The following is a 21,609-nucleotide window of genomic DNA, read 5'->3' as shown; positions in this document are numbered from 1 at the left end:
AGAGCGTCGATCCCGTCGGATATTTTCTTACCGAGCAGCGAACAGGAGGTGCAGATGGCAGAGTTCCCCACCAAGGCCCGCGTGGTGATCATCGGCGGCGGCGCGGTCGGCGCCTCGAGCCTTTATCACCTTGCCAAAAAGGGCTGGACCGACTGCGTGCTGCTGGAAAAGAACGAGCTGACCGCAGGCTCCACCTGGCACGCGGCGGGCAATGTTCCCACCTTTTCGACCTCCTGGGCGGTGATGAACATGCAGCGCTATTCGACCGAGCTATATTCCGGTCTGGGCGAGGCGGTCGATTACCCGATGAATTACCACGTCACCGGGTCCCTCCGGCTGGCCCATTCCGAGGAGCGGATGCAGGAGTTTCGCCGCGCCGCCGCGATGGGCCGTTACCAGGGGATGGAGATCGAGCTTCTGACCCCCGAGGAGGCGAAGCAACGCTATCCCTTCCTTGAAACCCACGATCTGGCCGGCGTGCTCTACGACCCGCATGACGGCGATATTGATCCCGCGCAACTGACCCAGGCGCTGGCCAAGGGCGCCCGCGACCTTGGCGCGAAGATCCTGCGCTTTACCCCGGCGACCGGGGTGACGCAGACCCCGCAGGGGAGCTGGATCGTGCACACCGACAAGGGCGATATCGCCTGTGATTACGTGGTCAACGCCGCCGGCTATTACGCCCAGCGCGTCGGCGAATGGTTCAAACCCTATGGCGGGCGCAGCGTGCCGATGATGGTGATGAGCCACCAGTACCTGCTGTCCGAGGAGGTGCCCGAGATCGAGGCCTGGACCAGGCAGAGCGGGCACAAGCTTCCGCTGCTGCGCGATGTCGATACCTCCTATTACCTGCGGCAGGAGAAACACGGGTTCAACCTTGGCCCCTATGAGCCGAACTGCCGGGCGCATTGGGTCGATGAGGGCGACCCGATGCCGGAGGATTTCAGCTTTCAGCTCTGGCAGGACGACCTTGACCGGATCGAGGAGATCGTCACCGACGCGATGGAGCGGGTGCCGCTGCTGGCCACCTCCGGGGTGAGCCGGGTGATCAACGGGCCAATCCCCTATGCCCCCGACGGGCTGCCGCTGCTTGGGCCGATGCCGGGGGTGCGCAATGCCTACGAGGCCTGCGTCTTTACCTTCGGCATCGCGCAGGCGGGCGGCGCCGGCAAGGTTCTGGCCGAATGGATCGTCGATGGCGCGACCGAGTGGGACATGTGGGCCTGCGACCCGCGCCGGTTCACCGATTACACCGATCACGATTACTGCGTCGCCAAGGGGATGGAGGTCTACGGCAACGAATACGCCATGCATTTCCCCTGGCACGAATGGCCCGCCGGCCGCGACAGGAAACTGTCGCCGGTACATGACAGGGTCAAGGCACTGGGCGGCCAGATGGGTGCCTATAACGGGTGGGAACGGGCCAACTGGTTCGCGAAGGCAGGCGACGACACCTCCGAGGAAGCGACGCATACCTGGGGCCGCTCCGGCCCGTGGGAACAGCGCATCCGCGCGGAATGCGAGGCGGTGCGCGATGCCTGCGGCGTGCTCGACCTGCCGGGGTTTTCGCGGTTCAAGGTGCAGGGCCCCGGCGCCGACGACTGGCTGCGCGGGCTGGTCACCGGCGCGCTGCCCAAGGTCGGGCGCGTGGGGCTGGTCTATTTCGCCGATGACCGGGGGCGGATCGTGACCGAGATGTCGGTCACCCGCGAGGCCGAGGATCTGTTCGTCCTCGTCACCGCCGCCGCCGCGCAATGGCACGACCGGGAATGGCTGGAACGCCATCTGCCTGAAAATTGCGCCTTTACGCTGGAGGACTGGACCGACCGGATGTCGACCCTGATCGTGACCGGCCCACAATCGCGCGCGGTGCTGGGCGGGCTCTGTAACGCCGACCTCACCCTGCCCTGGCTCAGCTTTCAGGAAAGCGAGATTGCCGGTGGATGGGTGGCGCTGCTGCGGGTCAGCTTTGCCGGCGAGTTGGGCTGGGAGATCCATGCCGAGAACGCCGACATGCCCGCGATCTACGACGCGGTTCTGGCCGCTGGCGCCAGGCCCTTTGGCATGTGGGCGCTGAACAACCTGCGCATCGAAAAGGGCTACCGCGCGTGGAAGGGGGATCTGTCGACCGATTACAGCCTGCTGGAGGGCGGGCTGGAGCGGTTCGTCAAGCTCGACAAGCCACAGGATTTCCCCGGCAAACCCGCGCTGCTGGCCGAGAAACAACGCGGGGTGAAGAAACGTTTCGTCACGCTGGTGGTGGACGCGGGCGATTGTGACGCGCCCTACATGTCGTGCCTGTGGCATGGCGGCGAGATCGTGGGCGAGACCACCTCGGGCGCCTGGGGCTACCGGGTGGGGGCCTCGATCGCGCTGGGCATGCTCCGGGCCGACCTGGCGGTGCCGGGGACCGAACTGGAAGTGGAGATCTACGGCGCGAAACATCGCGCCGTGGTGCAACAGGATCGCCCCTTGTGGGATCCCGACAATGAAAGGTTGCGCGCATGAGCCCCGTATCCCAACAGACCGGCCGCAGCGGACGACGTTCCGGCGGTCGTGCCGCCCGCGTCGCCCTGCGCGCCGCGCCGCTCTCGGACGAGATGCGCCCGGTCCGCCCCGGGCTTTCGGGCGGGCAGTACAAGCCGCTGACAGACACCGAGGTGCTGCGCATCCACGAGGCCGCGCTGAGCGCATTGGAACGCATCGGGCTGAGCCAGGCGCCGCCCTCGGGCGTCGCGGCGATGACCGCCGCCGGCGCGGTGCTTGGCGAGGACGGGCGGCTGCGGTTTCCCCGCGCGCTGGTCGAGGACATGCTGGCCAAGGCATCGCGCGGCATCACCCTGCACGGGCGCGATCCGCAGCATGACCTGGAGTTGACCGGCACGCGGACCCATTTCGGCACCGCCGGGGCGGCGGTGCACCTCGTCGATCCGGCGACCGGCACCTATCGCGAGACCACCGCCGCCGATCTCTATGACGCCGCGCGGCTGGTCCAGCATCTCGACAACCTGCATTTCCTGCAACGGCCGATGGTCTGCCGCGACATCGCGGACAATTTCGCGATGGACGTGAACACGATCTATGCCTGCTGCGCCGGCACCACCAAACATGTGGGCACCTCGTTCTCGGATCCGTCCCATGTCGCCGGCTGCATGGAGATGATCCACATGATCGCGGGCAGTGAGGAGGCCTGGCGCGCGCGGCCGTTCCTGTCGAACTCCAACTGCTTCGTCGTGCCGCCGATGAAATTCGCCGAGGAAAGCTGCATCACGATGGAGCATTGCATCCGCGCCGGGATGCCGGTGCTGCTGCTTTCCGCCGGGCAGGCCGGGGCCACCGCGCCGGCGCCGATCGCCACCGCCATCGTGCAGGCGGTCGCCGAATGCCTGGCCGGGGTGGTTTACGTCAATTCCATCGCGCCGGGGCATCCGGCGATTTTTGGCACCTGGCCCTTTGTCAGCGACCTGCGCACCGGGGCAATGTCGGGCGGTTCGGCCGAGCAGGCGCTGCTGACGGCGGGCTGTGCCCAGATGCACCGGTTCTACGGGCTGCCCGGTGGCGCCGCCGCCGGCATATCCGACAGCAAGCTGCCCGACATGCAGGCCGGCTGGGAACAGGGGATCACCAATGTGCTGGCCGGGCTGTCTGGGCTGAACATGGTCTACGAGGCGGCCGGGATGCATGCCTCGCTGCTGGGATTCTGCCTGGAAAGCCTGGTGCTGGGCAACGACGTGCTGGGCCAGGTCCAGCGCTGCGTGCGCGGGATCGACGTGACCGAGGACAGCCTCTCGCTCGAGGTGATGGCCTCGGTCTGCCTTGACGGGCCGGGGCATTACCTCGGCTCGGACCAGACGCTGAGGCTGATGCAGACCGAGTATATCTATCCCGAGGTCGGCAACCGGATGAGCCCGAAGGAATGGGAAGAGGCGCAGAAACCCCTTCTGCTCGACACCGCCACGGCACGCAAGGAGGCGATCCTGGCCCGGGCGGTCAACATGCTGCCGCCGGATGTCGACCGGGCACTGCGCCAGAGGTTCGACATCGTGATCTGAGTTGGCCAGTCCCGCCGCCCCGCGCTAGAAGGGATCGGGGAGTTTGACCCCGGTTTTGTACGGGATGGACAGATGGACGCGCTTTGGAGCCTGACGGCAAGCGAAATCACCACGCGGCTGCGGGCGGGCGAGTTGACCGCGCGCGCTGTGACCGAGGCGGCGCTGGGCCGCATCGACCTGGCCAACGGGCCGCTCAACGCGGTGGTCGAGCGCTGTGACGGCGCCGCGCTGGCCGCCGCCGACGCGGTCGATGCCGCGCGCGCCTCGGGGCAGGCGCTGGGCCCGCTGGCGGGGGTGCCGGTGACGGTCAAGGTCAACGTGGACCAGACCGGCCATGCCACCACCAACGGGCTGCGGCTGCAAAGGGACCTGATCGCGGCGCAGGACAGCCCGGTGGTCGCCAACCTGCGCAAGGCGGGCGCGGTGATCGTGGGGCGGACCAACACGCCGGCCTTCTCGCTGCGCTGGTTCACCCGCAACAGCCTGCACGGGGCGACGAAGAACCCGCGCAACCCGGCGCTGACCCCCGGCGGATCCTCTGGCGGCGGGGCGGCTGCGGTGGCGGCGGGAATGGGGGCGCTGGCCCATGGCACCGATATCGCCGGCTCGATCCGGTATCCGGCCTATGCCTGCGGGCTGCACGGGTTGCGCCCCTCGCTGGGGCGGGTGCCGGCCTTTAACTTCACCGGGCCGGACCGGCAGATCGGCGCGCAACTGATGGCGGTGTCGGGGCCGATCGCGCGCTCGGTCGCCGATCTGCGGCTGGGGCTGGAGGCGATGGCCGCGCCCGACCTGCGCGACCCGTGGTACATGCCGGCGCCGCTGCGCGGGCCGGACGCGCCGCGCCGCGCGGCGCTGTGCCTCGCGCCTGACGGGATGCAGGTCGCGCCCGAGATCAAACAGGCGTTGCGCGCCGCCGCGGCGCGGCTGGAGGCCGCCGGTTGGGAAGTCGTGGAACAGGACACCCCGCCGCTGCACGAGGCGATGATGGAGCAGCTGACGCTCTGGCTGGCCGAGACCCGGCGCGGCGGTGACGCGGTGATCGGGCAGGAGGACGACCCGGATGCCAATATCGTCTATCAGCGGCTTTCGGCGCTGCGCCCGCCGGTCGATGTCAACGGGCTGCTCGACACCTTGCAGGCGCGGTCACGCCTGACCCGCGACTGGCGCGCCTTCCTCAGCGACTGGCCGGTGCTGTTGTGCCCGGTGTCGGGCGCCCTGCCCTTCGCCGATCACGCCGACGTCGGCCCGCAGGAGGATTTCGACGCCATCGTCGCCGCGCAGATGTTGCAGATCGCCTTTCCCTTCATGGGGTTGCCCGGGCTGACGGTGACCACCGGCACGGTACATGGGCCGTATGGAGAGACCCCGGTCGGCGTGCAGCTTGTCGCCAACCAGTTCCGCGAGGATCTGCTGCTGGACGCGGGCGAGGCGATCGGGGACACCGTGCCGATCGCCCCTTGACCGGCGCCGCAACCTGCGCAGACTGCCCCCCGGAACCGCCTTGGTGCAAAAGCCGTGCAGGACCGACGCAAAGCAAAGGATACGACGATGAAACCCATGTCCAATTCGGCGCAGCACGTGGATGTCACCACAGCGCTGCACCCTTATACCGACGCCCGCGCCCATGAGGAAAAAGGCCCGCTGGTGATCGACCGAGGCGAGGGGATCTATGTCTATGACCAGTCTGGCAAGCAGTATATCGAAGCGCTGGCCGGGCTGTGGTCGGTCGCCGTCGGGTTCAACGAAAAGCGGCTGCGCGATGCGGCCATGGCGCAGATGGAGCGCCTGCCCTATTACCACAGCTTTGCCCACAAGGCGCATGAACCGTCGATCCGGCTGGCCGAGAAGCTGGTGGAGATGACGCCGGACAACCTGACCCGGGTGTTCTTCACCTCATCGGGGTCGGAGGCGAACGACACCGTGGTCAAGATGCTTTGGTACATGAACAATGCGCTGGGGCGGCCAGAGAAGAAGAAGTTCATCGCCCGCAACAAGGGCTATCACGGCATCACCGTTGCCTCGGGCAGCCTGACCGGCCTGCCGGCGAACCACCGCGATTTCGACCTGCCGGCGATCCCGGTGCGGCATGTGACCTGCCCGCATTTCTACCGCTTTGGCGAGGCCGGCGAGAGCGAGGCGGATTTCACCGCCCGCCTGCTGAAGGAGATCGAGGAGGTGATCCTGGAGGAGGGCGCCGACACCATCGCCGGGTTCATCGGCGAGCCGCTGATGGCCGCCGGCGGGGTGATGCCGCCGCCCGAAGGCTACTGGCCGGGGGTCGAGGCACTGTGCCGCAAGTACGACATCAAGCTGATCGCCGACGAGGTGATCAACGGATTCGGCCGCCTCGGCAGTTCCTTCGGCGCGGTGCATTACGGGTTCACCCCGGACATCATGGTGACGTCGAAACAGCTGACCTCCTCCTACATGCCGCTGGCCGCGATCATCTTTTCGGAAGAGATCTATGACGCCATCGCCGACAACAGCCACAAGATCGGCACCTTTGGCCACGGGTTCACCGCCTCGGGTCATCCGGTGGCCACCGCCGTGGGGCTGGAGAACCTGACGATCATCGAGGAGCTGGACCTGACCGGAAACGCCGCCCGGGTGGGGGCGGCGATGCAGGCGGCGCTGGCGCCATATGCGGATCATCCGCTGGTCGGCGAGGTGCGCGGAGCAGGCCTGATCGCCGGGCTGGAACTGGTCGCGGACAAGGACAGCAAGCGCCCCTTCGATCCGATCGGCAAGGTCGGGACGGCGGCCTTCAACTTCGGCCATGACGAGGGGCTGATCCTGCGCAACGTGGGCGACACGCTGGCGCTTTGCCCGCCGCTGATCGTCACCGAGGCGCAGGTTCAGGAGATCGTCGCGCGGCTGGGCCGGGTGCTGGACCTGACCGCCGATTGGGTGGCGGCCGAAGGCATCGCCTGACAGTCGCGGCCGACGTCGTCGCCGCCACAGGGTCCATCCCCTCGTCATCCGGCAGCCCCAGCGGCTGCCGGTTTTTTTGTTGTCGGACCGGACAGCGGCACCGTCAGAGCGCCGGTTCGCCGGGTCAAGATTACTGACCAAATTTTCGAGGCCGCGCGATTGCCCCCGGTCCGAACGCGGTAGGGCGCGCGCATTTCTCGCCATAGAAAGATGATTCAAAAATGCATCTATGCAAATTGGATAAACAAAGTTACCAATTCAGACGTGTGAATTCAAAGCACGTGGCCCGGCGGACGGGAGACCGCCGGGCAAGACAGGGAGGATACCATGACGAAGACATACATCTCTCGCCGGGCTGCCTTGCAAAAGGTGGCTTTGGCCGGTGCGGCCGGATTGGCGGCGCCATCGATCGCCAGTGCCGCCGGCGAAACCACCACCTGGAAGATCCAGACATCCTGGCCCGGCGGCGCCGGCCTGCAGATCTTCAAGGACTGGTGCGCGACCATCGTCGAGAAGACCGGTGGCGAGCTGGCCTTAAACCCGTTCGGCGCCAATGACGTGGTTGGCGATTTCCAGCTGTTCGACGCGGTGAAAAACGGCGTGCTGGACGCGGTGAACCCGTTCACCATCTATGCGCAGGGCATCATCCCCGCCGCCACCTTCCTGACCAGCTACCCGCTGGGCATGCGCAACCCGCATGAGTGGGACGTGTTCTATTACGGGCTGGGCGGGCTTGAGATCGCGCGCGAGATGTATGCCAAGCAGGGGATGCATTTCGTCGGTCCGGTCCATCACGGCCCCAACATCATCCACTCCAAGGTGCCGATCCGCTCGATCGACGATTTCCGCGGCCGTAAGATGCGCATGCCCGGCGGCATGGTGGCCGAGGTGTTCACCGAGATCGGCGCCGAGACGACGGTTCTGCCCGGCTCGGAGATCTTCCCGGCGCTGGAGAAGGGCACCATCGACGTGGCCGACTATGTCGGGCCGGCGGTGAACTATTCGCTCGGGTTCAGCCAGGTGACCAAGTACATCTCGATGGGGCCTCCGGGCTTCATGTCGCTGTACCAGCCGGTCGACCTGATGGACATCACCGTCGGCATGGATGCCTGGAACAAGCTGAGCCCGCAGATGCGGCAGTTCGTCGAGATGGAGACCCACGTCTATTCCGACATGCACCACGCGGCGATCCAGAAGGCCGACCAGGAGGCCTGGGCCAAGTTCGAGGCCGACGGCACCGAGGTCACGCGCCTGAGCCAGGACGACGTGGAGCTGATGACCGAGGTCGCGGTGCCGATCTGGTTCAAATACGCCAACCGGGACAAGGACAGCGCGCGGGTCTTCAAGATCCAGCTCGATTACATGATGTCCGGCTCGCTCGGGTACGTGACCCCGGAGCAGATCGAAGGGTTGCAGCTGGATCTGTGATCTGACCGACCGAGGACATGGCCTGTGCCCCGTCGCGGCGCAGGCCATGTCTGCTTTTTCGCATTGAGACTAAGAGGGGACGCATGCCAAGTCTCGATTTCACACTGCCCCATTGGGCATATTGGGCCGGGTTGATCCTGTTCCCGTTGATCGCCATGGCGCTGGCCAAGCGACCGAAACCTGAGAATCCGACCTATAACACCGCGCTGGGATACATGATCCTGGTCACGGGCGGCATGCTCGGCCTGCACCGGTTCTATCTCAAGAACCTGTTCGGACTGGTCTTCATTCCCGTGTTCCTGGCCATCCTGATCGCCAACAGCCAGGGCGCGACCGCGCGGTCCGAGCTGTCGAACGCGGCCAATACCGTGCGCATGGCCGAGGGCACGATCAAGCGCGAGACCGAGCGCGCGGCCTCGGCCGAGGCCAGCCTGCCGGAACTGCGCACTGATTTCGACGCCGCCGAGGAGGGCTCCTTTGCCAAGCGAGGCGCCGAGAAGAAGATCAAGCGCGCCGAGGGCCGCATCGAAAAGAGCCGCGAAGCGATCGAACAGGCGCGCGGCGACCTTGCCGCAGCCGAGCCGATCGAGGTCGTAGCGCAGGACCGCCTGGCATTCTGGCGCATGATCTCGACCTATGCCTTCTACCTGCTGCTGGCCGTGATGCTGATCGACGCGGTGCTGTTGCCCGGCATGGTCCGCAAGGCCAACGCGAACCTGCCCGCCAAGGTCGAGATGTCCGAGACCGAGCGCAAGCTGAAGGCGCTGGAAGAAGAGGAGATGCAGGAGGATTCGCGCCATGTCTCGGCCGGCTGGACCGGGTATATCGACCGGCTGTCGCTGTTCTGCGGCGAGTTCGTCAGCTATTGGGCGGTGATCGCGGTCTTTGTCTATTACTTCGAGGTGATCGGTCGCTACGTGTTCAACAGCCCGACCAACTGGGCGCATGAATCCATGTATCTGATGTTTGGCATGCAGTACCTGATCGCAGGCTCCTACGCGATGCTGACCGAAAGCCATGTGCGGGTCGACATCTTTTACGCGCCGTTGACGCGCCGCAACAAGGCCTGGGTCGATCTGCTGACCTCGGTGTTCTTCTTCATCTTTGCCGGCACGCTGCTGGCGACATCCTATATCTTCGCCTTCGACGCGATTGCGGTGCCCTCGGGCAACTCGATCCTGTCCGACTGGGCGCGGGGCGAGATCGGTTTCGGCGAGATGCTGGCCGGCTTCGACCTGTCGCAGTGGACAGATCCGAATATCCGCTGGGGCGAGATCAGCTTCAATGAATGGGAGGTTCCTCTTTGGCCGATGAAATGGGTCATGGTCATCGGCGGGCTGCTGCTGGTGCTGCAAGGCATTTCGAAACTGGCGCAGGATCTGCGCGCCGTCGTGAAGGGGGCGTAACCGATGGGTCTTGATATCGGAATCGAGTGGCTCACACTCATCATGTTCGGCTCGCTGCTGGTGCTGCTGATGGCAGGGCTGCCGCTGGCCTTTGTCACCGGCGGTCTGGCCTGCGTGTTCCTGTTCGTCCTGGGCGATGAACGGGCGCTGAACATCGTGCCCAGCCGGATCTTTCCGCTGATGACGAACTATCAGCTCTCCGCCATCCCTTTGTTCATCTTCATGGCGTCCATGCTCGAAAGGGCCGGGATCATCAACGACATGTTCGATGTGATCTACAAGGTCCTCGGCGGGGTCAAGGGCGGGCTGGCGGCGGCGACCATCATCGCCTCGACCGTGCTGGCCGCGATGGTCGGCGTGATCGGCGCGGCGGTTGTCACCATGGGCATCATCGCCCTGCCGGCGATGCTCAAGCGGAACTATGACCCCAAGATCGCCATGGGCTCGATCATGGCCGGCGGCACGCTGGGCATCCTGATCCCGCCGTCGATCCTGGCGATCATCTACGCGGTGGTGGCCGAGCAGTCGGTGGGCGAGCTGTTCATCGGCGCGGTCATTCCGGGCCTGCTGCTGTCGGGAATGTACGTCGCCTATGTGATCCTGCGCAGCTACATCAACCCGCAGCTCGGCCCGCCGATCCCGGTGGAAGAGCGCATCTCGACCGCCGACAAGATCCGCCTGGTCAGCAAGATGTCGGCGCCGATCGCCCTGATCGTCGTGGTGCTGGGGGTGATCTTTACCGGCGTCGCCACCCCGGTCGAGGCCGCCGGCATCGGCACCTTCGGCGCCTTCATCGTTGCCGCCATCCACCGCAAGCTGGACTGGCAGACGATCCGCGAGGCCTCGATCGGCACGCTGAAGGCCAGCGCCATGGTGATCTGGATCATGTTCGGCGCGACCATCTTCGTCGGGCTCTACGTGCTCGAGGGCGGCCAGCAGTTCGTGCAGAACGCCCTGCAGGCCACCGGGTTCGGCCCCTGGGGCATCCTGATCATCATGCAGATCGTGCTGATCATCCTCGGCATGTTCCTCGACTGGGTCGGCATCCTGCTGCTCTGCGTTCCGATCTTCGTGCCGATCGTCAAGGCGCTGGGGGCGCAGTCCTTCGGCCTCGACAGCCCCGACGATCTGGTGCTGTGGTTCGGCGTGCTCTACCTGGTCAACATGCAGATGAGCTTCCTGTCGCCGCCCTTCGGCTATGCGCTGTTCTACCTGCGCGGCGTCGCCCCGGCAGAGATCCCGATGTCGGACATCTTCAAGTCGGCGCTGCCGTTCCTTGCGCTGCAGGTGGTCGGGCTGCTGCTGTGCATGTTCTTCCCCGAGATCATCACCTGGCTGCCAAGGCTGGTCTACGGATAGGCGACGCTTCACTCACGGAAGACGCCGGACCCGCGTCTGCCCCCCGGGCGGGCGCGGTTTTTTTTCGGTCTCGGGATCGGCGCTGTCAGCCGGCGTCCTCCGGAAAGGTGAAATCGGGCAACTGCCCGAAGGCCTCGCGCAGGGCGATGCCCCAGCCGCTCGAGATCCGCTCGAAATAGGGATCGTCGGGCTGGATGCGGAATTGCTGACCCGGCTCGAAACTGTCGGCCTCGTAGACATGAACATCCAGCGGCAGGCTGACCGAGAGGTTCGCCTTTATGGTGGAATCGAAGGACACCAGCAGCAGCTTGATCGCCTGTTCAAATGTCAATTCGGGATCGTAGGCGCGCACCAGGATCGGGCGGCCGTACTTGGTCTCGCCGATCTGGAAATAGGGGGTATCGAAGCTGGCCTCGACGAAATTTCCCTCGGGGTAGATCAGGAACAGCCGCGGTTGGCCGCCGGCGACCTGGCCGCCCAGGATCATCGTCGCGTTGAAGGCGGAATCGGCCTTTTGCCCGGTCTCGGCGTGGGTGGCGATCACCTCTTTCAGGGTGTTGCCGACCAGCGTGGCGACCTGGAACATCGACTTGGCCTCGAGAATGCCGGGGCTGCGTTCGGCCGGTTCCTTGCTGCGTTCGTCCAGCAGGCTGATCACCGATTGCGTCGTCGCCAGGTTGCCGGCGGTCATCAGGGTGATGTTCCGCTCACCCTTCTGTTCCCAGATGAACATCTTGCGGAAGGTCGAGATGTTGTCGACCCCCGAATTGGTGCGGGTGTCGGACATGAAGACCAGCCCGCATTTGAGCATGAGGCCGACGCAATAGGTCATCTTTCGGAACCCTTTTTGCGTCTATCAAACAGCCTATTGCTGAACTTGCAAGGAGACATGCAGGTCCTCGCCCCCAGCGCCCAGGCGAAGCCCGTGGATCGGCGCGGCATCGCGGTAGTCGCGCCCGGTGGCGACGCGCACATAGCGGGAGTCCGGGCTGATGCCGTTGGAGACGTCGAAGCCGACCCAGCCCAGCGCCTCGGACCAGACCTCGGCCCAGGCATGGCTGGCATCCTGCTCCACCTGCCCGTCCATCATCAGGTAGCCGCTGACGTAGCGCGCCGGGTAGCCCAGCAGCCGGGCCACAGCGATCATGATATGGGCGTGATCCTGGCAGACCCCGTGACCGGCGGCGAGCGCCTCTTCGGCGCCGGTGCCGCTGTCTGTGCGCCCGGTTTCATAGGCCACGGCGGCCGCGACCTCGGAGGAGAGCGCGTGCAGCGGCTCGATGCCGGTGAAATCGTCGAACGCCGCCCGCAGCCCGGAGGCCAGCCGACGCAACCCGGTGCCCGGCGCGGTCAGCGGAGTGGCCTCGCGGAACAGCCAGAGCGGCGCCGGGCCGCCGTGCCGGCCCAGCACGCCGCCGCGATCCTCGATCTCCACGTCGCCCTCGCTGACGATCTCGATCCGGGTTGCGCCCGGGTCAACGACAACCAGCTCGGTGTGGTTGGAAAACAGGTCGTCGAAACTGACCTGCTTGGTTCCGCCGGTGATCGACGAGGACCACGAGATCACCCCCTGCCCATGCCCCGATTTCGGGATCAGGCGCAACTGCTGCAACGCGTATTCGACCGGGGTGTCGTAGGTGTAGGTGGTGACATGGGTAATCTTGAGGCGCATGGGGTTACCTGTAGAACCGGAAATCGGTTTCGATGTGCCCGGCCAGGTTCGAGGTGTCGGTAATGACCCCGGTCAGGAATTCGTGCAGCCCGTCCTCGAAAATGTCCTGAACCGTGGCGGTTCCCAGCCGCTTGCAGATCTTTTCCGCCCGCACCTGGCTGTCCTGCCGGATACCGTAGTCCTGTTCGAGCTGTTCCAGGTATTGCCCGATCTTGGAGTAACAGAACGCCAGCGACCGCGGCATGCGCTTGTCGAGGATCAGGAACTCAGCGATGCCCTTGGGCGAGATGTCGCCGCCGTGCAGCCATTGATAGGACCGCTCGGCCGAGACCGAACGCAGGATCACCTCCCATTGCGCATTGTCGATGGTGCTGCCGACGAAGGCCGCCGAGGGCAGCAGGACGTAGTATTTCACGTCGAGGATGCGCGCGGTGTTGTCGGCCCGCTCGATGAAGGTTCCGAGCCGCGAAAACGCGTAGATGTCGTTGCGCAGCATGGTGCCGTGCAACGCCCCGCGCACCACCGAGGTGCCGTGACGGATGGTGCCCAGCGTGTCGTGCAGGCTGCGTTCTGTCACCGGGCGGGCAAGCCCGTCCTTGACCGTCATCCAGCAATCGTTGACCGCCTCCCAGACCTCGCCCGAGAGCGCGGTGCGCACCATCCGGCCGTTGGTGCGGGCGGCCTCGATCGCGTTCATCACGCTAGAGGAATTGGTTCTGTCGCGCAGCAGGTAGTTGATGACGTCGGCGGCGCCGTAGTCGTCGTGTTTCTCGCGGTAGGCGGCGTTAATTCCCGCCGTGGTCAGGATCGACTGCCATTCGCTGATGCCACCGCCGGAGCGGGTCAGCGCGATCCGCCAGCCGGCCTCCAGCAGCCGCGTGATATTCTCTGCCCGCTCGATATAGCGGAACATCCAGAACAGCCCGCCGGCGTTTTTGCCCAGCATCATCTGCTCAGTCCCCCAATACCCAGGTGTCCTTGGTGCCGCCGCCCTGAGAGGAGTTGACCACCAGCGAGCCTTTTTTCAGCGCCACCCGGGTCAGCCCGCCCGGTGTCATGTCGATCCGGTTCGGCGAGACCAGAACGAAGGGGCGCAGATCGACATGGCGCGGCGCCAGCCCCGCCTTGGTCAGGATCGGCACGGTCGAGAGTGCCAGCGTCGGCTGCGCGATATAATTCGCGGGCCGCGCTCGCAGTTTGCGCTCGAAGGCGGCGATCTCCTTCTTGCTGGCCACAGGGCCGACCAGCATGCCATAGCCGCCCGATCCGTGCACCTCCTTGACCACCAGTTCGGACAGATGCTCCAGCACATAGGCCAGCGAGTCAGGCTCGGAACAGCGCCAGGTCGGCACATTGGGCAGGATCGCAGGCTCGCCGGTATAGAACTCGATGATGTCGGGCATGTAGGAATAGAGCGCCTTGTCATCTGCGATCCCGGTGCCCGGCGCATTGGCCAGGGTGATGTTGCCGGCCCGGTAGACATCCATGATGCCGGGCACGCCCAGCAGGCTGTCGGGGTTGAAGTTCAGCGGATCGAGATACTCGTCATCGACCCGGCGATAGAGCACGTCGATCGGCTGATACCCTTGGGTGGTGCGCATGGCGACGCGGCCCTTGTCGATACGCAGATCGGTGCTTTCGACCAGTTCGGCGCCCATCCGGTCGGCGAGGAAGGCGTGCTCGAAATAGGCCGAGTTGTGAATGCCCGGCGTCAGCACCGCGACCACCGGGCGGTCGTTGGGCGATCCGGTCGGCGCACAATCGGACAGGGACCGGCGCAGGAGCTTGGGGTAGGAGCTGACCGGGCGGACGTTGAGCCGGGTAAAGAGCTCGGGGAACATCTGCAGCATCGTCTCGCGGTTCTCCAGCATGTAGGAGACGCCGGAGGGCGTGCGCGCGTTGTCCTCGAGCACGAAGAACTCGTCCTCGCCGGTGCGCACCAGATCGGTCCCGACGATATGGGTATAGACCCCGCCAGGCGGGTTCACACCGATCATCTGCGGCAGAAACGCCTCGTTTCCGGCGATGATCTCGCGCGGGATGCGGCCCGCGCGCAGGATTTCCTGACGGTGATAGATGTCATGCAGAAAGGCGTTGATCGCGCGCACCCGCTGTTCGATGCCGCGCTCCAGCCGCGACCATTCCCGCGCCGAGATGATCCGCGGCACGAGGTCGAAGGGGATCAGCCGTTCGTCGGCCTCGCCCTGGCCGTAGACATTGAAGGTGATCCCGATGCGGCGAAAGAACGACTCAGCCTCGGTCGATTTCCGGCGCAGCCCCTTGAGGTCTTCGCCGCGGAACCAATCGAAATAGCCGTCGTAAGGGGTGCGGGGCGCCTCTGGCCCGCTGAACATCTCGTCGAACTGGTTAACGTCTTGCTCCATGGGATGATCAGCCGATCTTCAAAAAACAATGACAAGGGGCGCCGCGCACTGTCTCTCCCTCTCCCGACTGCCGGCCGTTCCGGCTGCGTAAAAATCAATCTTTGCGCACAAAATACAGGCATGACACACATCGCGCGTTTCGCGCGTTCGTTTCAACGTAGCACTTCAACCACGCGGGTCTAGAAGTTTTGCCAGCACGCCGTCCTTTGAAATCTCGCCCAGTAGGACGCCATCCTCGACCACCCCGACGGGCCGGCCGGTTTCGATCACCTGGTTCATCACGTCCTGGATATTGGTGTCCGGCGGAACGGTCAGTTCGGGCATGCCGCTCAGCGGCTGCATCACGTCGCGGGCACAAAGCACCCCCAGCGGGTTCATATGGGCCACGAAATCGGCGACGTAATCGTTCGCCGGGTTCGAGAAGATCTGTTGCGGGGTGCCGCATTGCACGATCCGCCCGCCCTCCATGATGGCGATGCGGTTGCCGATCTTGAACGCCTCATCCAGATCGTGGCTGACAAAGATGATGGTGCGCCTGAGCTGTTTCTGCAGGTCCAGAAGCTCATCCTGCAATCGGGTGCGGATCAGCGGATCGAGCGCCGAGAACGGCTCGTCCATCAGCAGGATCGGCGCCTCGGTGGCAAAGGCGCGGGCGAGGCCGACGCGCTGCTGCATGCCGCCGGACAGTTCGCCGACCTTGCGATCGCCCCAGTCCGAGAGACCCACCAGCGCCAGCTGCCGGTCGACCCGTTCGGCGCGCTCGGGCTTGGCCACGCCGGACAATTCCAGCCCCAGGCCGACGTTTTCACTGACCGTGCGCCAGGGCAGCAGACCGAATTGCTGGAACACCATGGCGATCTGGTTCTGCCGCATCCGGCGCAGGGTGGCGGCATCGGCATGGGTCACGTCGACCATCGCCTGCCCGTCGTTGACCAGCACCTCGCCGCGCGCCACCGGATTGAGCGCGTTGACCGCGCGCAGCAGCGTGGACTTGCCCGAGCCCGACAGCCCCATCAGCACCAGGATCTCGCCCTCCTCGACCTCGAGCGAGCAGTCGTGGACCCCCAGCACCTGGCCGGTTGCGGACTGGATCTCGGCCCGGTCCTTCATCGCGTCCATCAAGGGTAGCGCGGCGGCGGGATCGGGGCCGAAGACGATGGAAACGTGGTCGAATTTCACTGCGGTGGTCATGGCCTAGCGCTCCATCCGCAGCATACGGTCCAGCATGATCGCCAGCACCACGATGATGAACCCACCCTCGAAGCCCAGCGCAATGTTCACCGTGTTGATCGCCCGCAGCACCGGCACGCCCAGCCCGTCGGCGCCCACCAGCGCCGCGATCACCACCATCGACAGCGACAGCATGATGGTCTGGTTCAGCCCGGCCATGATCTGCGGCAGGGCATAGGGCAGCTCGACCTTGAAAAGCGTCTGGCGCGGCGTCGCGCCAAAGGCCTGCGCCGCCTCCAAGAGCGGCTGAGGGGTGGAGGACACACCGAGGTGCGTCAGCCGGATCGGCGCCGGGACAACGAAGATCACCGTGGCGATCAGCCCCGGCACCATGCCGATGCCAAAGAACACGATTGCCGGGATCAGGTAGACGAAGGTGGGCAGCGTCTGCATCAGGTCGAGCACCGGACGCATGCCGCGATAGAGCTTTGGCCGATGCGCCGCGGCAATCCCCAGCGGCACCCCCACCGCCATGCAGAACACGCAGGCAGACAGCACCAGAGTCAGGCTTTCGGTGGTCTCCTCCCAGTAGTCCTGATTGAGGATGAAGAGGAACCCGAGGGCGACGAAGAGGCAGGTCTTCCAGTTGCGCTGCAGCCCCCATGTGATCGCCACGAAGACCGCGATCACCATCAGCGGATGCGGCGTTTGCAGCACCCAGAGGATGCCGTCGATCAGCCCCTCCATCGCCACGGCCATCCCGTCAAAGAACCAGGCCCCGTGATCCTGCAGCCAGAGGAAGAACCCCTCGGCGGCGTCGCCGACGGGAATCTTGCGGTCGGTCAACCAGTCCATTCCGTTCGCCCTGTTGCGTCTTGTTTCCTGCGCCGGCTGTTCCGCCGGTCGTCTTGCGGGCCTTTCGGCCCGGGTGCGGCGCGGCCGGCTGGGGCCGCGTCGCCTGTTCGGGTCCGGGCTGTCAGAGCCCCAGCATCGCCTTTACCGCCGCCATTGCGTCGCCGCCGTCCTTGGTGGTCACGCCGTCCAGCCAGGGTGCCAGAACATCCGGATGCGCCGCCAGCCAGGTCGCCGCGGCGATCTCCGGCTTGTCGCCGTCGTTCAGGATCGCGCCCATGATCTCGTTCTCCATCGCCAGCGAAAACTCGAGGTTCTGCAACAGCTTGCCCACGTTTGGGCAGGCCTCGACATAGCCGGCGGAGGTATTGGTATAGACCGTCGCACCGCCGAGGTTGGGGCCGAACCAGTCATCGCCGCCGGTGAGATAGGTCATCTCGAAATTGGCGTTCATCGGGTGCGGCTCCCAGCCGAGAAAGATGATCGGATCGCCCTTGCGGTCGGAGCGGGCGACCTGCGCCAGCATCCCCTGCTCGGAGCTTTCCTTGACCTCGAACCCTTTCAGGCCAAAGGCGTCATCCGCGATCATGTCCATGATCAGGCGGTTTCCGTCGTTGCCGGGCTCGATCCCGTAGATGGTGCTGTCCAGCGCCTCGGCCTGACCGGCGATGGCCCCGAAGGAGGTGATGCCCAGATCCGCGCCCGCCTTGTTGGTGGCAAGGGTGTATTTTGCGCCCTCAAGGTTTGCGCGCACGGTGTCCACGGTTCCGGCCTCGCGGTAGGGGGCGATATCGCCCTCCATCGTCGGCATCCAGTTGCCGAGAAACACGTCGATGTCACCCTTGGCGAGTGAGGTATAGGTCACCGGCACTGACAGAACCTTGACGTCGGTGTCATAGCCCAGCGCCCCGAGAACCGTGGTGGCGGCGGCGGTGGTGGCAGTGATGTCGGTCCAACCCACGTCCGAGAAGGTGACCGAATCGCAATCCGCGGCGGCGGCCGCGCTCGTCATGGCCGCCAGGGCCAGCGCGGAAATCGACAGTCTGAACATCTGAGAAACTCCCCGTTTCAAGTTTGATTGCCCCCAAGAACCACATTTTCGAGATTCCCGCAACTGTGCTGATTGACTGGTCAATCAATGTACGGTCTAGAGGGACTCAAAGACCGAAATTCCAGGCCCCCTGTCCGCGCCCAATGATCCGGAGTGCCCCATGACCGCGCTTTGCCAACCTGCCGCCAGCCATTTCATCGACGGCGCCTATGTCGAGGATCCCGCGGGAGAGGCTTTCGCTTCGCTCTTTCCCGCCAGCGGAGAGGTGATCGCGCGGCTGCACGCGGCGACGCCCGCGATTCTCGACCGCGCGCTCGATGCGGCAACGCGGGCCCAGGCGGAATGGGCCGAGATGACCGGGGCCGAACGGGGCCGGGTGCTGCGCCGCGCGGCGGACATCATGCGCGCGCGCAACCGCACCCTGTCCGAACTGGAAACCCGCGACACCGGCAAGCCGCTGCAGGAAACGCTGGTGGCCGATGCGGCCAGCGGCGCCGACGCGCTGGAGTATTTCGGCGGTATCGCGGCGGGGATCACCGGCGAGCATATCCCGCTGGGCGGCGATTTCGCCTATACCGTGCGCGAACCGCTGGGCGTCTGTGTCGGCATCGGCGCCTGGAACTATCCGATCCAGATCGCTTGCTGGAAGGCCGCCCCGGCGCTGGCCTGCGGCAACGCGATGGTGTTCAAACCGTCGGAGACGACGCCGCTCTCGGCGCTGAAACTGGCCGAGATCCTGACCGAGGCGGGCGCGCCGGCGGGCCTGTTCAACGTGGTGCAGGGGATGGGCGCGACCGGCGCGGCGCTGACCACCGATCCGCGCGTTGCCAAGGTTTCGCTCACCGGGTCGGTGCCCACCGGGCGCCGCGTCTATGCCGCGGCCGCCGAAGGGCTGAAGCACGTGACGATCGAACTGGGCGGCAAATCCCCGCTGATCGCCTTTGACGACGCCGATCTGGAAAACGCCATTTCCGGCGCGATCCTCGGCAATTTCTATTCCTCGGGGCAGATCTGTTCCAACGGCACCCGCGTTTTCGTGCAGAAGGGCATCAAGGACCGGTTCCTCGCCCGCCTCACTGAACGGTTGCAGGGCGTGGTGATGGGCGATCCGCTGGACGAGGCGGTGAACTTCGGCCCGCTGGTCAGCACGGCGCAGATGGACAAGGTCCTGTCCTATATCCAGTTGGGCAAGGACGAGGGGGCGCGGGTCGTCGCCGGTGGCGCACGGGCCGAGCGCAACGGCTGTTTCGTCGAACCCACGGTGTTTGCCGATGTCACCGACGGGATGACCATCGCGCGCGAGGAAATCTTCGGCCCGGTGATGGCGGTGCTGGATTTCGACGACGAGGCCGAGGTGATCGCGCGCGCCAACGCCACCCAGTTCGGGCTGGCCGCCGGCGTCTTCACCCGCGACCTGACCCGCGCCCACCGGGTGATCGGGCAATTGCAGGCCGGGACCACCTGGATCAACACCTACAACCTCACCCCGGTCGAAATGCCGTTCGGCGGGGTCAAGAATTCGGGCGTGGGCCGGGAAAACGGCTGGGCCGCGATCGAGCATTATTCGCAGATCAAATCGGTCTATGTCGCGCTCGGCGACACCGTAGCCCCGTACTGAAGGAGGGCGCGATGGAAGCGGATTTCGTCATCGTTGGCGCCGGATCGGCGGGCTGCGCCATGGCCTACCGGCTGTCCGAGGCGGGGGCCTCGGTGCTGGTGATCGAACACGGCGGCAGCGACGCGGGCCCCTTCATCCGGATGCCCGGCGCGCTGTCCTACCCGATGAACATGCCGCTTTACGACTGGGGCTTCCGCTCCGAGCCGGAGCCGCACCTGGCCGGCCGGCGCCTGGCCACCCCGCGCGGCAAGGTGATCGGCGGCTCGTCCTCGATCAACGGCATGGTCTACGTGCGCGGGCACGCCTGCGATTACGAAACCTGGGCCGACATGGGCGCCGACGGCTGGTCCTATGCCGACGTGCTGCCGTATTTCCGCCGGATGGAGACATGGCATGATGGCGGCCACGGCGGCGACCCGGACTGGCGCGGGAGTGATGGCCCGCTGCATATCAGCCGGGGCAAGCGCGACAACCCGCTGACCCGCGCCTTTGTCGAGGCCGGCCACCAAGCGGGGTATCAGCTGACCGACGATTACAATGGCGAGAAGCAGGAGGGCTTCGGCCCGATGGAGGCGACGATCTGGCAGGGCCGCCGCTGGTCCGCCGCCGAGGCCTATCTCAAGCCCGCGCTGAAACGCCCCAATTGCGACCTGATCCGCGCCTTTGCCCGGCGCGTGGTGATCGAGGACGGTCGCGCCACCGGGGTCGAGGTGAAGCGCGGCGGCAAGACCGAGGTGATCGCGGCCCGGCGCGAGGTGATCCTCGCCGCTTCCTCGATCAACTCGCCCAAGCTGCTGATGCTTTCGGGCATCGGCCCCGCTGCGCATCTGAACGAACATGGCATTCCGCTCGTCGCTGACCGCGCCGGCGTCGGCCAGAACCTGCAGGACCACCTGGAACTTTACATCCAGATGACCGCGACCCAGCCGGTCAGCCTGTTCAAATACTGGAACCTCTTCGGCAAGGCCTGGGTCGGGGCGCGCTGGCTGTTCACCAAGACCGGCCCGGGCGCCTCGAACCAGTTCGAAAGCGCGGGCTTCATCCGCTCGCGCGCCGGGATCCGCTACCCCGACATCCAATTCCATTTTCTGCCCATTGCCGTCCGTTATGACGGCAAGGCGGCGGCTGAGGGGCATGGGTTCCAGGCCCATGTCGGGCCGATGCGGTCGAAAAGCCGGGGCGCGGTGACGCTGGCCTCGTCCGACCCGGACGATGCGCCGAAGATCGCCTTCAACTACATGAGCCACGCCGACGACTGGCGCGATTTCCGCGCCTGCATCCGGCTCACGCGCGAGATCTTTGCGCAGGAGGCGTTCAAACCCTTTGCCGGGCACGAGATCCAGCCGGGCGACGCGGTGCAGAGCGATGCCGAGTTGGACGGTTTCATCCGCGAACACGCCGAGAGCGCCTATCACCCCTGCGGCACCGCGCGCATGGGCCGCGCCAACGACCCGATGGCGGTGGTCGATCCCCAGTGCCGGGTGATCGGGGTCGAGGGGCTGCGGCTGGCCGACAGTTCGGTCTTTCCGCAGATCACCAACGGCAACCTCAACGGCCCGTCGATCCTGGTCGGCGAAAAGGCCGCCGATCACATCCTTGGCCGGGCACCACTGGCGCCCGCCAACGAGCAGCCGTGGATTCACCCCGACTGGGAGACGGCCCAGCGATAGGCCGCCCCCTGCG

The 21,609-nt window shown here is 65.7% G+C and carries 16 protein-coding genes; 9 read left to right on the top strand and 7 right to left on the bottom strand.

Annotation, left to right across the window (positions count from 1 at the left end):
- Positions 1-54 precede the first annotated feature (54 nt).
- The 7 genes from P1U75_RS11935 to P1U75_RS11905 all read left to right on the top strand — a co-directional run bounded on the left by P1U75_RS11935 (position 55) and on the right by P1U75_RS11905 (position 11,179).
- On the top strand, positions 55-2,508 hold the full coding sequence (locus P1U75_RS11935) for an FAD-dependent oxidoreductase (RefSeq protein WP_300243565.1): 2,454 nt from the start codon (positions 55-57) through the stop codon (positions 2,506-2,508).
- Positions 2,505-4,052: a trimethylamine methyltransferase family protein gene (locus tag P1U75_RS11930; protein WP_300243563.1), complete on the top strand. Its 1,548-nt coding sequence runs from the start codon at positions 2,505-2,507 to the stop codon at positions 4,050-4,052. The genes P1U75_RS11935 and P1U75_RS11930 overlap by 4 nt, the downstream gene beginning before the upstream one ends.
- A gap of 72 nt (positions 4,053-4,124) precedes the next feature.
- A complete protein-coding gene (locus tag P1U75_RS11925) occupies positions 4,125-5,516 on the top strand; it encodes an amidase family protein (protein ID WP_300243561.1) in 1,392 nt (463 codons plus the stop codon).
- Positions 5,517-5,603: 87 nt separating this feature from the next.
- Positions 5,604-6,986, top strand: a complete 1,383-nt coding sequence (locus P1U75_RS11920) for an aspartate aminotransferase family protein (protein ID WP_300243559.1) — start codon at positions 5,604-5,606, stop codon at positions 6,984-6,986.
- Positions 6,987-7,313: 327 nt separating this feature from the next.
- Complete coding sequence (gene dctP / locus P1U75_RS11915) at positions 7,314-8,414, top strand: TRAP transporter substrate-binding protein DctP (protein ID WP_300243556.1); 1,101 nt, start codon at positions 7,314-7,316, stop codon at positions 8,412-8,414.
- Between the two features lie 83 nt (positions 8,415-8,497).
- Positions 8,498-9,820 carry a TRAP transporter small permease subunit gene (locus tag P1U75_RS11910; RefSeq protein ID WP_300243554.1) on the top strand — a complete coding sequence of 441 codons (1,323 nt, stop codon included), beginning with the start codon at positions 8,498-8,500 and terminating at the stop codon, positions 9,818-9,820.
- 3 nt (positions 9,821-9,823) lie between these two features.
- Positions 9,824-11,179: a TRAP transporter large permease subunit gene (locus P1U75_RS11905; protein WP_300243552.1), complete on the top strand. Its 1,356-nt coding sequence runs from the start codon at positions 9,824-9,826 to the stop codon at positions 11,177-11,179.
- 85 nt (positions 11,180-11,264) lie between these two features.
- Here P1U75_RS11905 and P1U75_RS11900 read toward each other — a convergent pair whose 3' ends face one another.
- The 7 genes from P1U75_RS11900 to choX all read right to left on the bottom strand — a co-directional run bounded on the left by P1U75_RS11900 (position 11,265) and on the right by choX (position 18,308).
- Entirely contained in the window at positions 11,265-12,011 is a 747-nt protein-coding gene (locus tag P1U75_RS11900) for a proteasome-type protease (RefSeq protein WP_300243550.1), read from the bottom strand.
- Positions 12,012-12,044: 33 nt separating this feature from the next.
- Positions 12,045-12,851 carry a transglutaminase family protein gene (locus P1U75_RS11895; RefSeq protein ID WP_300243548.1) on the bottom strand — a complete coding sequence of 269 codons (807 nt, stop codon included), beginning with the start codon at positions 12,849-12,851 and terminating at the stop codon, positions 12,045-12,047.
- 4 nt (positions 12,852-12,855) lie between these two features.
- Positions 12,856-13,797, bottom strand: a complete 942-nt coding sequence (locus P1U75_RS11890; RefSeq protein WP_300243712.1) for an alpha-E domain-containing protein — start codon at positions 13,795-13,797, stop codon at positions 12,856-12,858.
- 7 nt (positions 13,798-13,804) lie between these two features.
- On the bottom strand, positions 13,805-15,205 hold the full coding sequence (locus tag P1U75_RS11885; protein ID WP_300243709.1) for a circularly permuted type 2 ATP-grasp protein: 1,401 nt from the start codon (positions 15,203-15,205) through the stop codon (positions 13,805-13,807).
- Between the two features lie 195 nt (positions 15,206-15,400).
- Positions 15,401-16,426, bottom strand: coding sequence for a choline ABC transporter ATP-binding protein (gene choV, locus P1U75_RS11880; protein ID WP_300243546.1), 1,026 nt, complete (start codon positions 16,424-16,426; stop codon positions 15,401-15,403).
- Positions 16,427-16,429: 3 nt separating this feature from the next.
- The gene (gene choW, locus P1U75_RS11875; protein ID WP_300243544.1) at positions 16,430-17,260 is read right to left on the bottom strand and encodes a choline ABC transporter permease subunit; all 831 of its coding nucleotides are present in this window, start codon (positions 17,258-17,260) and stop codon (positions 16,430-16,432) included.
- Positions 17,261-17,381: 121 nt separating this feature from the next.
- The gene (choX, locus tag P1U75_RS11870; protein ID WP_300243541.1) at positions 17,382-18,308 is read right to left on the bottom strand and encodes a choline ABC transporter substrate-binding protein; all 927 of its coding nucleotides are present in this window, start codon (positions 18,306-18,308) and stop codon (positions 17,382-17,384) included.
- 160 nt (positions 18,309-18,468) lie between these two features.
- Between choX and betB the strand changes: the two genes are divergently transcribed.
- Both betB and betA read left to right on the top strand, forming a co-directional pair.
- On the top strand, positions 18,469-19,926 hold the full coding sequence (gene betB, locus P1U75_RS11865) for a betaine-aldehyde dehydrogenase (RefSeq protein ID WP_300243539.1): 1,458 nt from the start codon (positions 18,469-18,471) through the stop codon (positions 19,924-19,926).
- An 11-nt stretch (positions 19,927-19,937) separates the two neighbouring features.
- Positions 19,938-21,596, top strand: coding sequence for a choline dehydrogenase (gene betA / locus P1U75_RS11860; protein ID WP_300243537.1), 1,659 nt, complete (start codon positions 19,938-19,940; stop codon positions 21,594-21,596).
- Positions 21,597-21,609: the final 13 nt, after the last annotated feature.

The organism is Antarcticimicrobium sp. (assembly GCF_029212575.1).
Taxonomy (GTDB): domain Bacteria; phylum Pseudomonadota; class Alphaproteobacteria; order Rhodobacterales; family Rhodobacteraceae; genus Antarcticimicrobium.
Note: the sequence above shows the minus strand (reverse complement) of the source record. Positions and strands in the feature narration are given on the sequence as shown.

Excerpts from the sequence above, each read along its gene's own strand:
- betB (WP_300243539.1), top strand. The coding sequence starts at position 18,469 with ATGACCGCGCTTTGCCAACCTGCCGCCAGCCATTTCATCGACGGCGCC.
- P1U75_RS11885 (WP_300243709.1), bottom strand. The coding sequence starts at position 15,205 with ATGTTCAGCGGGCCAGAGGCGCCCCGCACCCCTTACGACGGCTATTTC.
- P1U75_RS11920 (WP_300243559.1), top strand. The coding sequence starts at position 5,604 with ATGAAACCCATGTCCAATTCGGCGCAGCACGTGGATGTCACCACAGCG.
- choW (WP_300243544.1), bottom strand. The coding sequence starts at position 17,260 with ATGGACTGGTTGACCGACCGCAAGATTCCCGTCGGCGACGCCGCCGAG.
- dctP (WP_300243556.1), top strand. The coding sequence starts at position 7,314 with ATGACGAAGACATACATCTCTCGCCGGGCTGCCTTGCAAAAGGTGGCT.
- P1U75_RS11930 (WP_300243563.1), top strand. The coding sequence starts at position 2,505 with ATGAGCCCCGTATCCCAACAGACCGGCCGCAGCGGACGACGTTCCGGC.
- choV (WP_300243546.1), bottom strand. The coding sequence starts at position 16,426 with ATGACCACCGCAGTGAAATTCGACCACGTTTCCATCGTCTTCGGCCCC.
- P1U75_RS11900 (WP_300243550.1), bottom strand. The coding sequence starts at position 12,011 with ATGACCTATTGCGTCGGCCTCATGCTCAAATGCGGGCTGGTCTTCATG.
- P1U75_RS11895 (WP_300243548.1), bottom strand. The coding sequence starts at position 12,851 with ATGCGCCTCAAGATTACCCATGTCACCACCTACACCTACGACACCCCG.
- choX (WP_300243541.1), bottom strand. The coding sequence starts at position 18,308 with ATGTTCAGACTGTCGATTTCCGCGCTGGCCCTGGCGGCCATGACGAGC.
- P1U75_RS11925 (WP_300243561.1), top strand. The coding sequence starts at position 4,125 with ATGGACGCGCTTTGGAGCCTGACGGCAAGCGAAATCACCACGCGGCTG.
- betA (WP_300243537.1), top strand. The coding sequence starts at position 19,938 with ATGGAAGCGGATTTCGTCATCGTTGGCGCCGGATCGGCGGGCTGCGCC.
- P1U75_RS11910 (WP_300243554.1), top strand. The coding sequence starts at position 8,498 with ATGCCAAGTCTCGATTTCACACTGCCCCATTGGGCATATTGGGCCGGG.
- P1U75_RS11935 (WP_300243565.1), top strand. The coding sequence starts at position 55 with ATGGCAGAGTTCCCCACCAAGGCCCGCGTGGTGATCATCGGCGGCGGC.
- P1U75_RS11905 (WP_300243552.1), top strand. The coding sequence starts at position 9,824 with ATGGGTCTTGATATCGGAATCGAGTGGCTCACACTCATCATGTTCGGC.
- P1U75_RS11890 (WP_300243712.1), bottom strand. The coding sequence starts at position 13,797 with ATGCTGGGCAAAAACGCCGGCGGGCTGTTCTGGATGTTCCGCTATATC.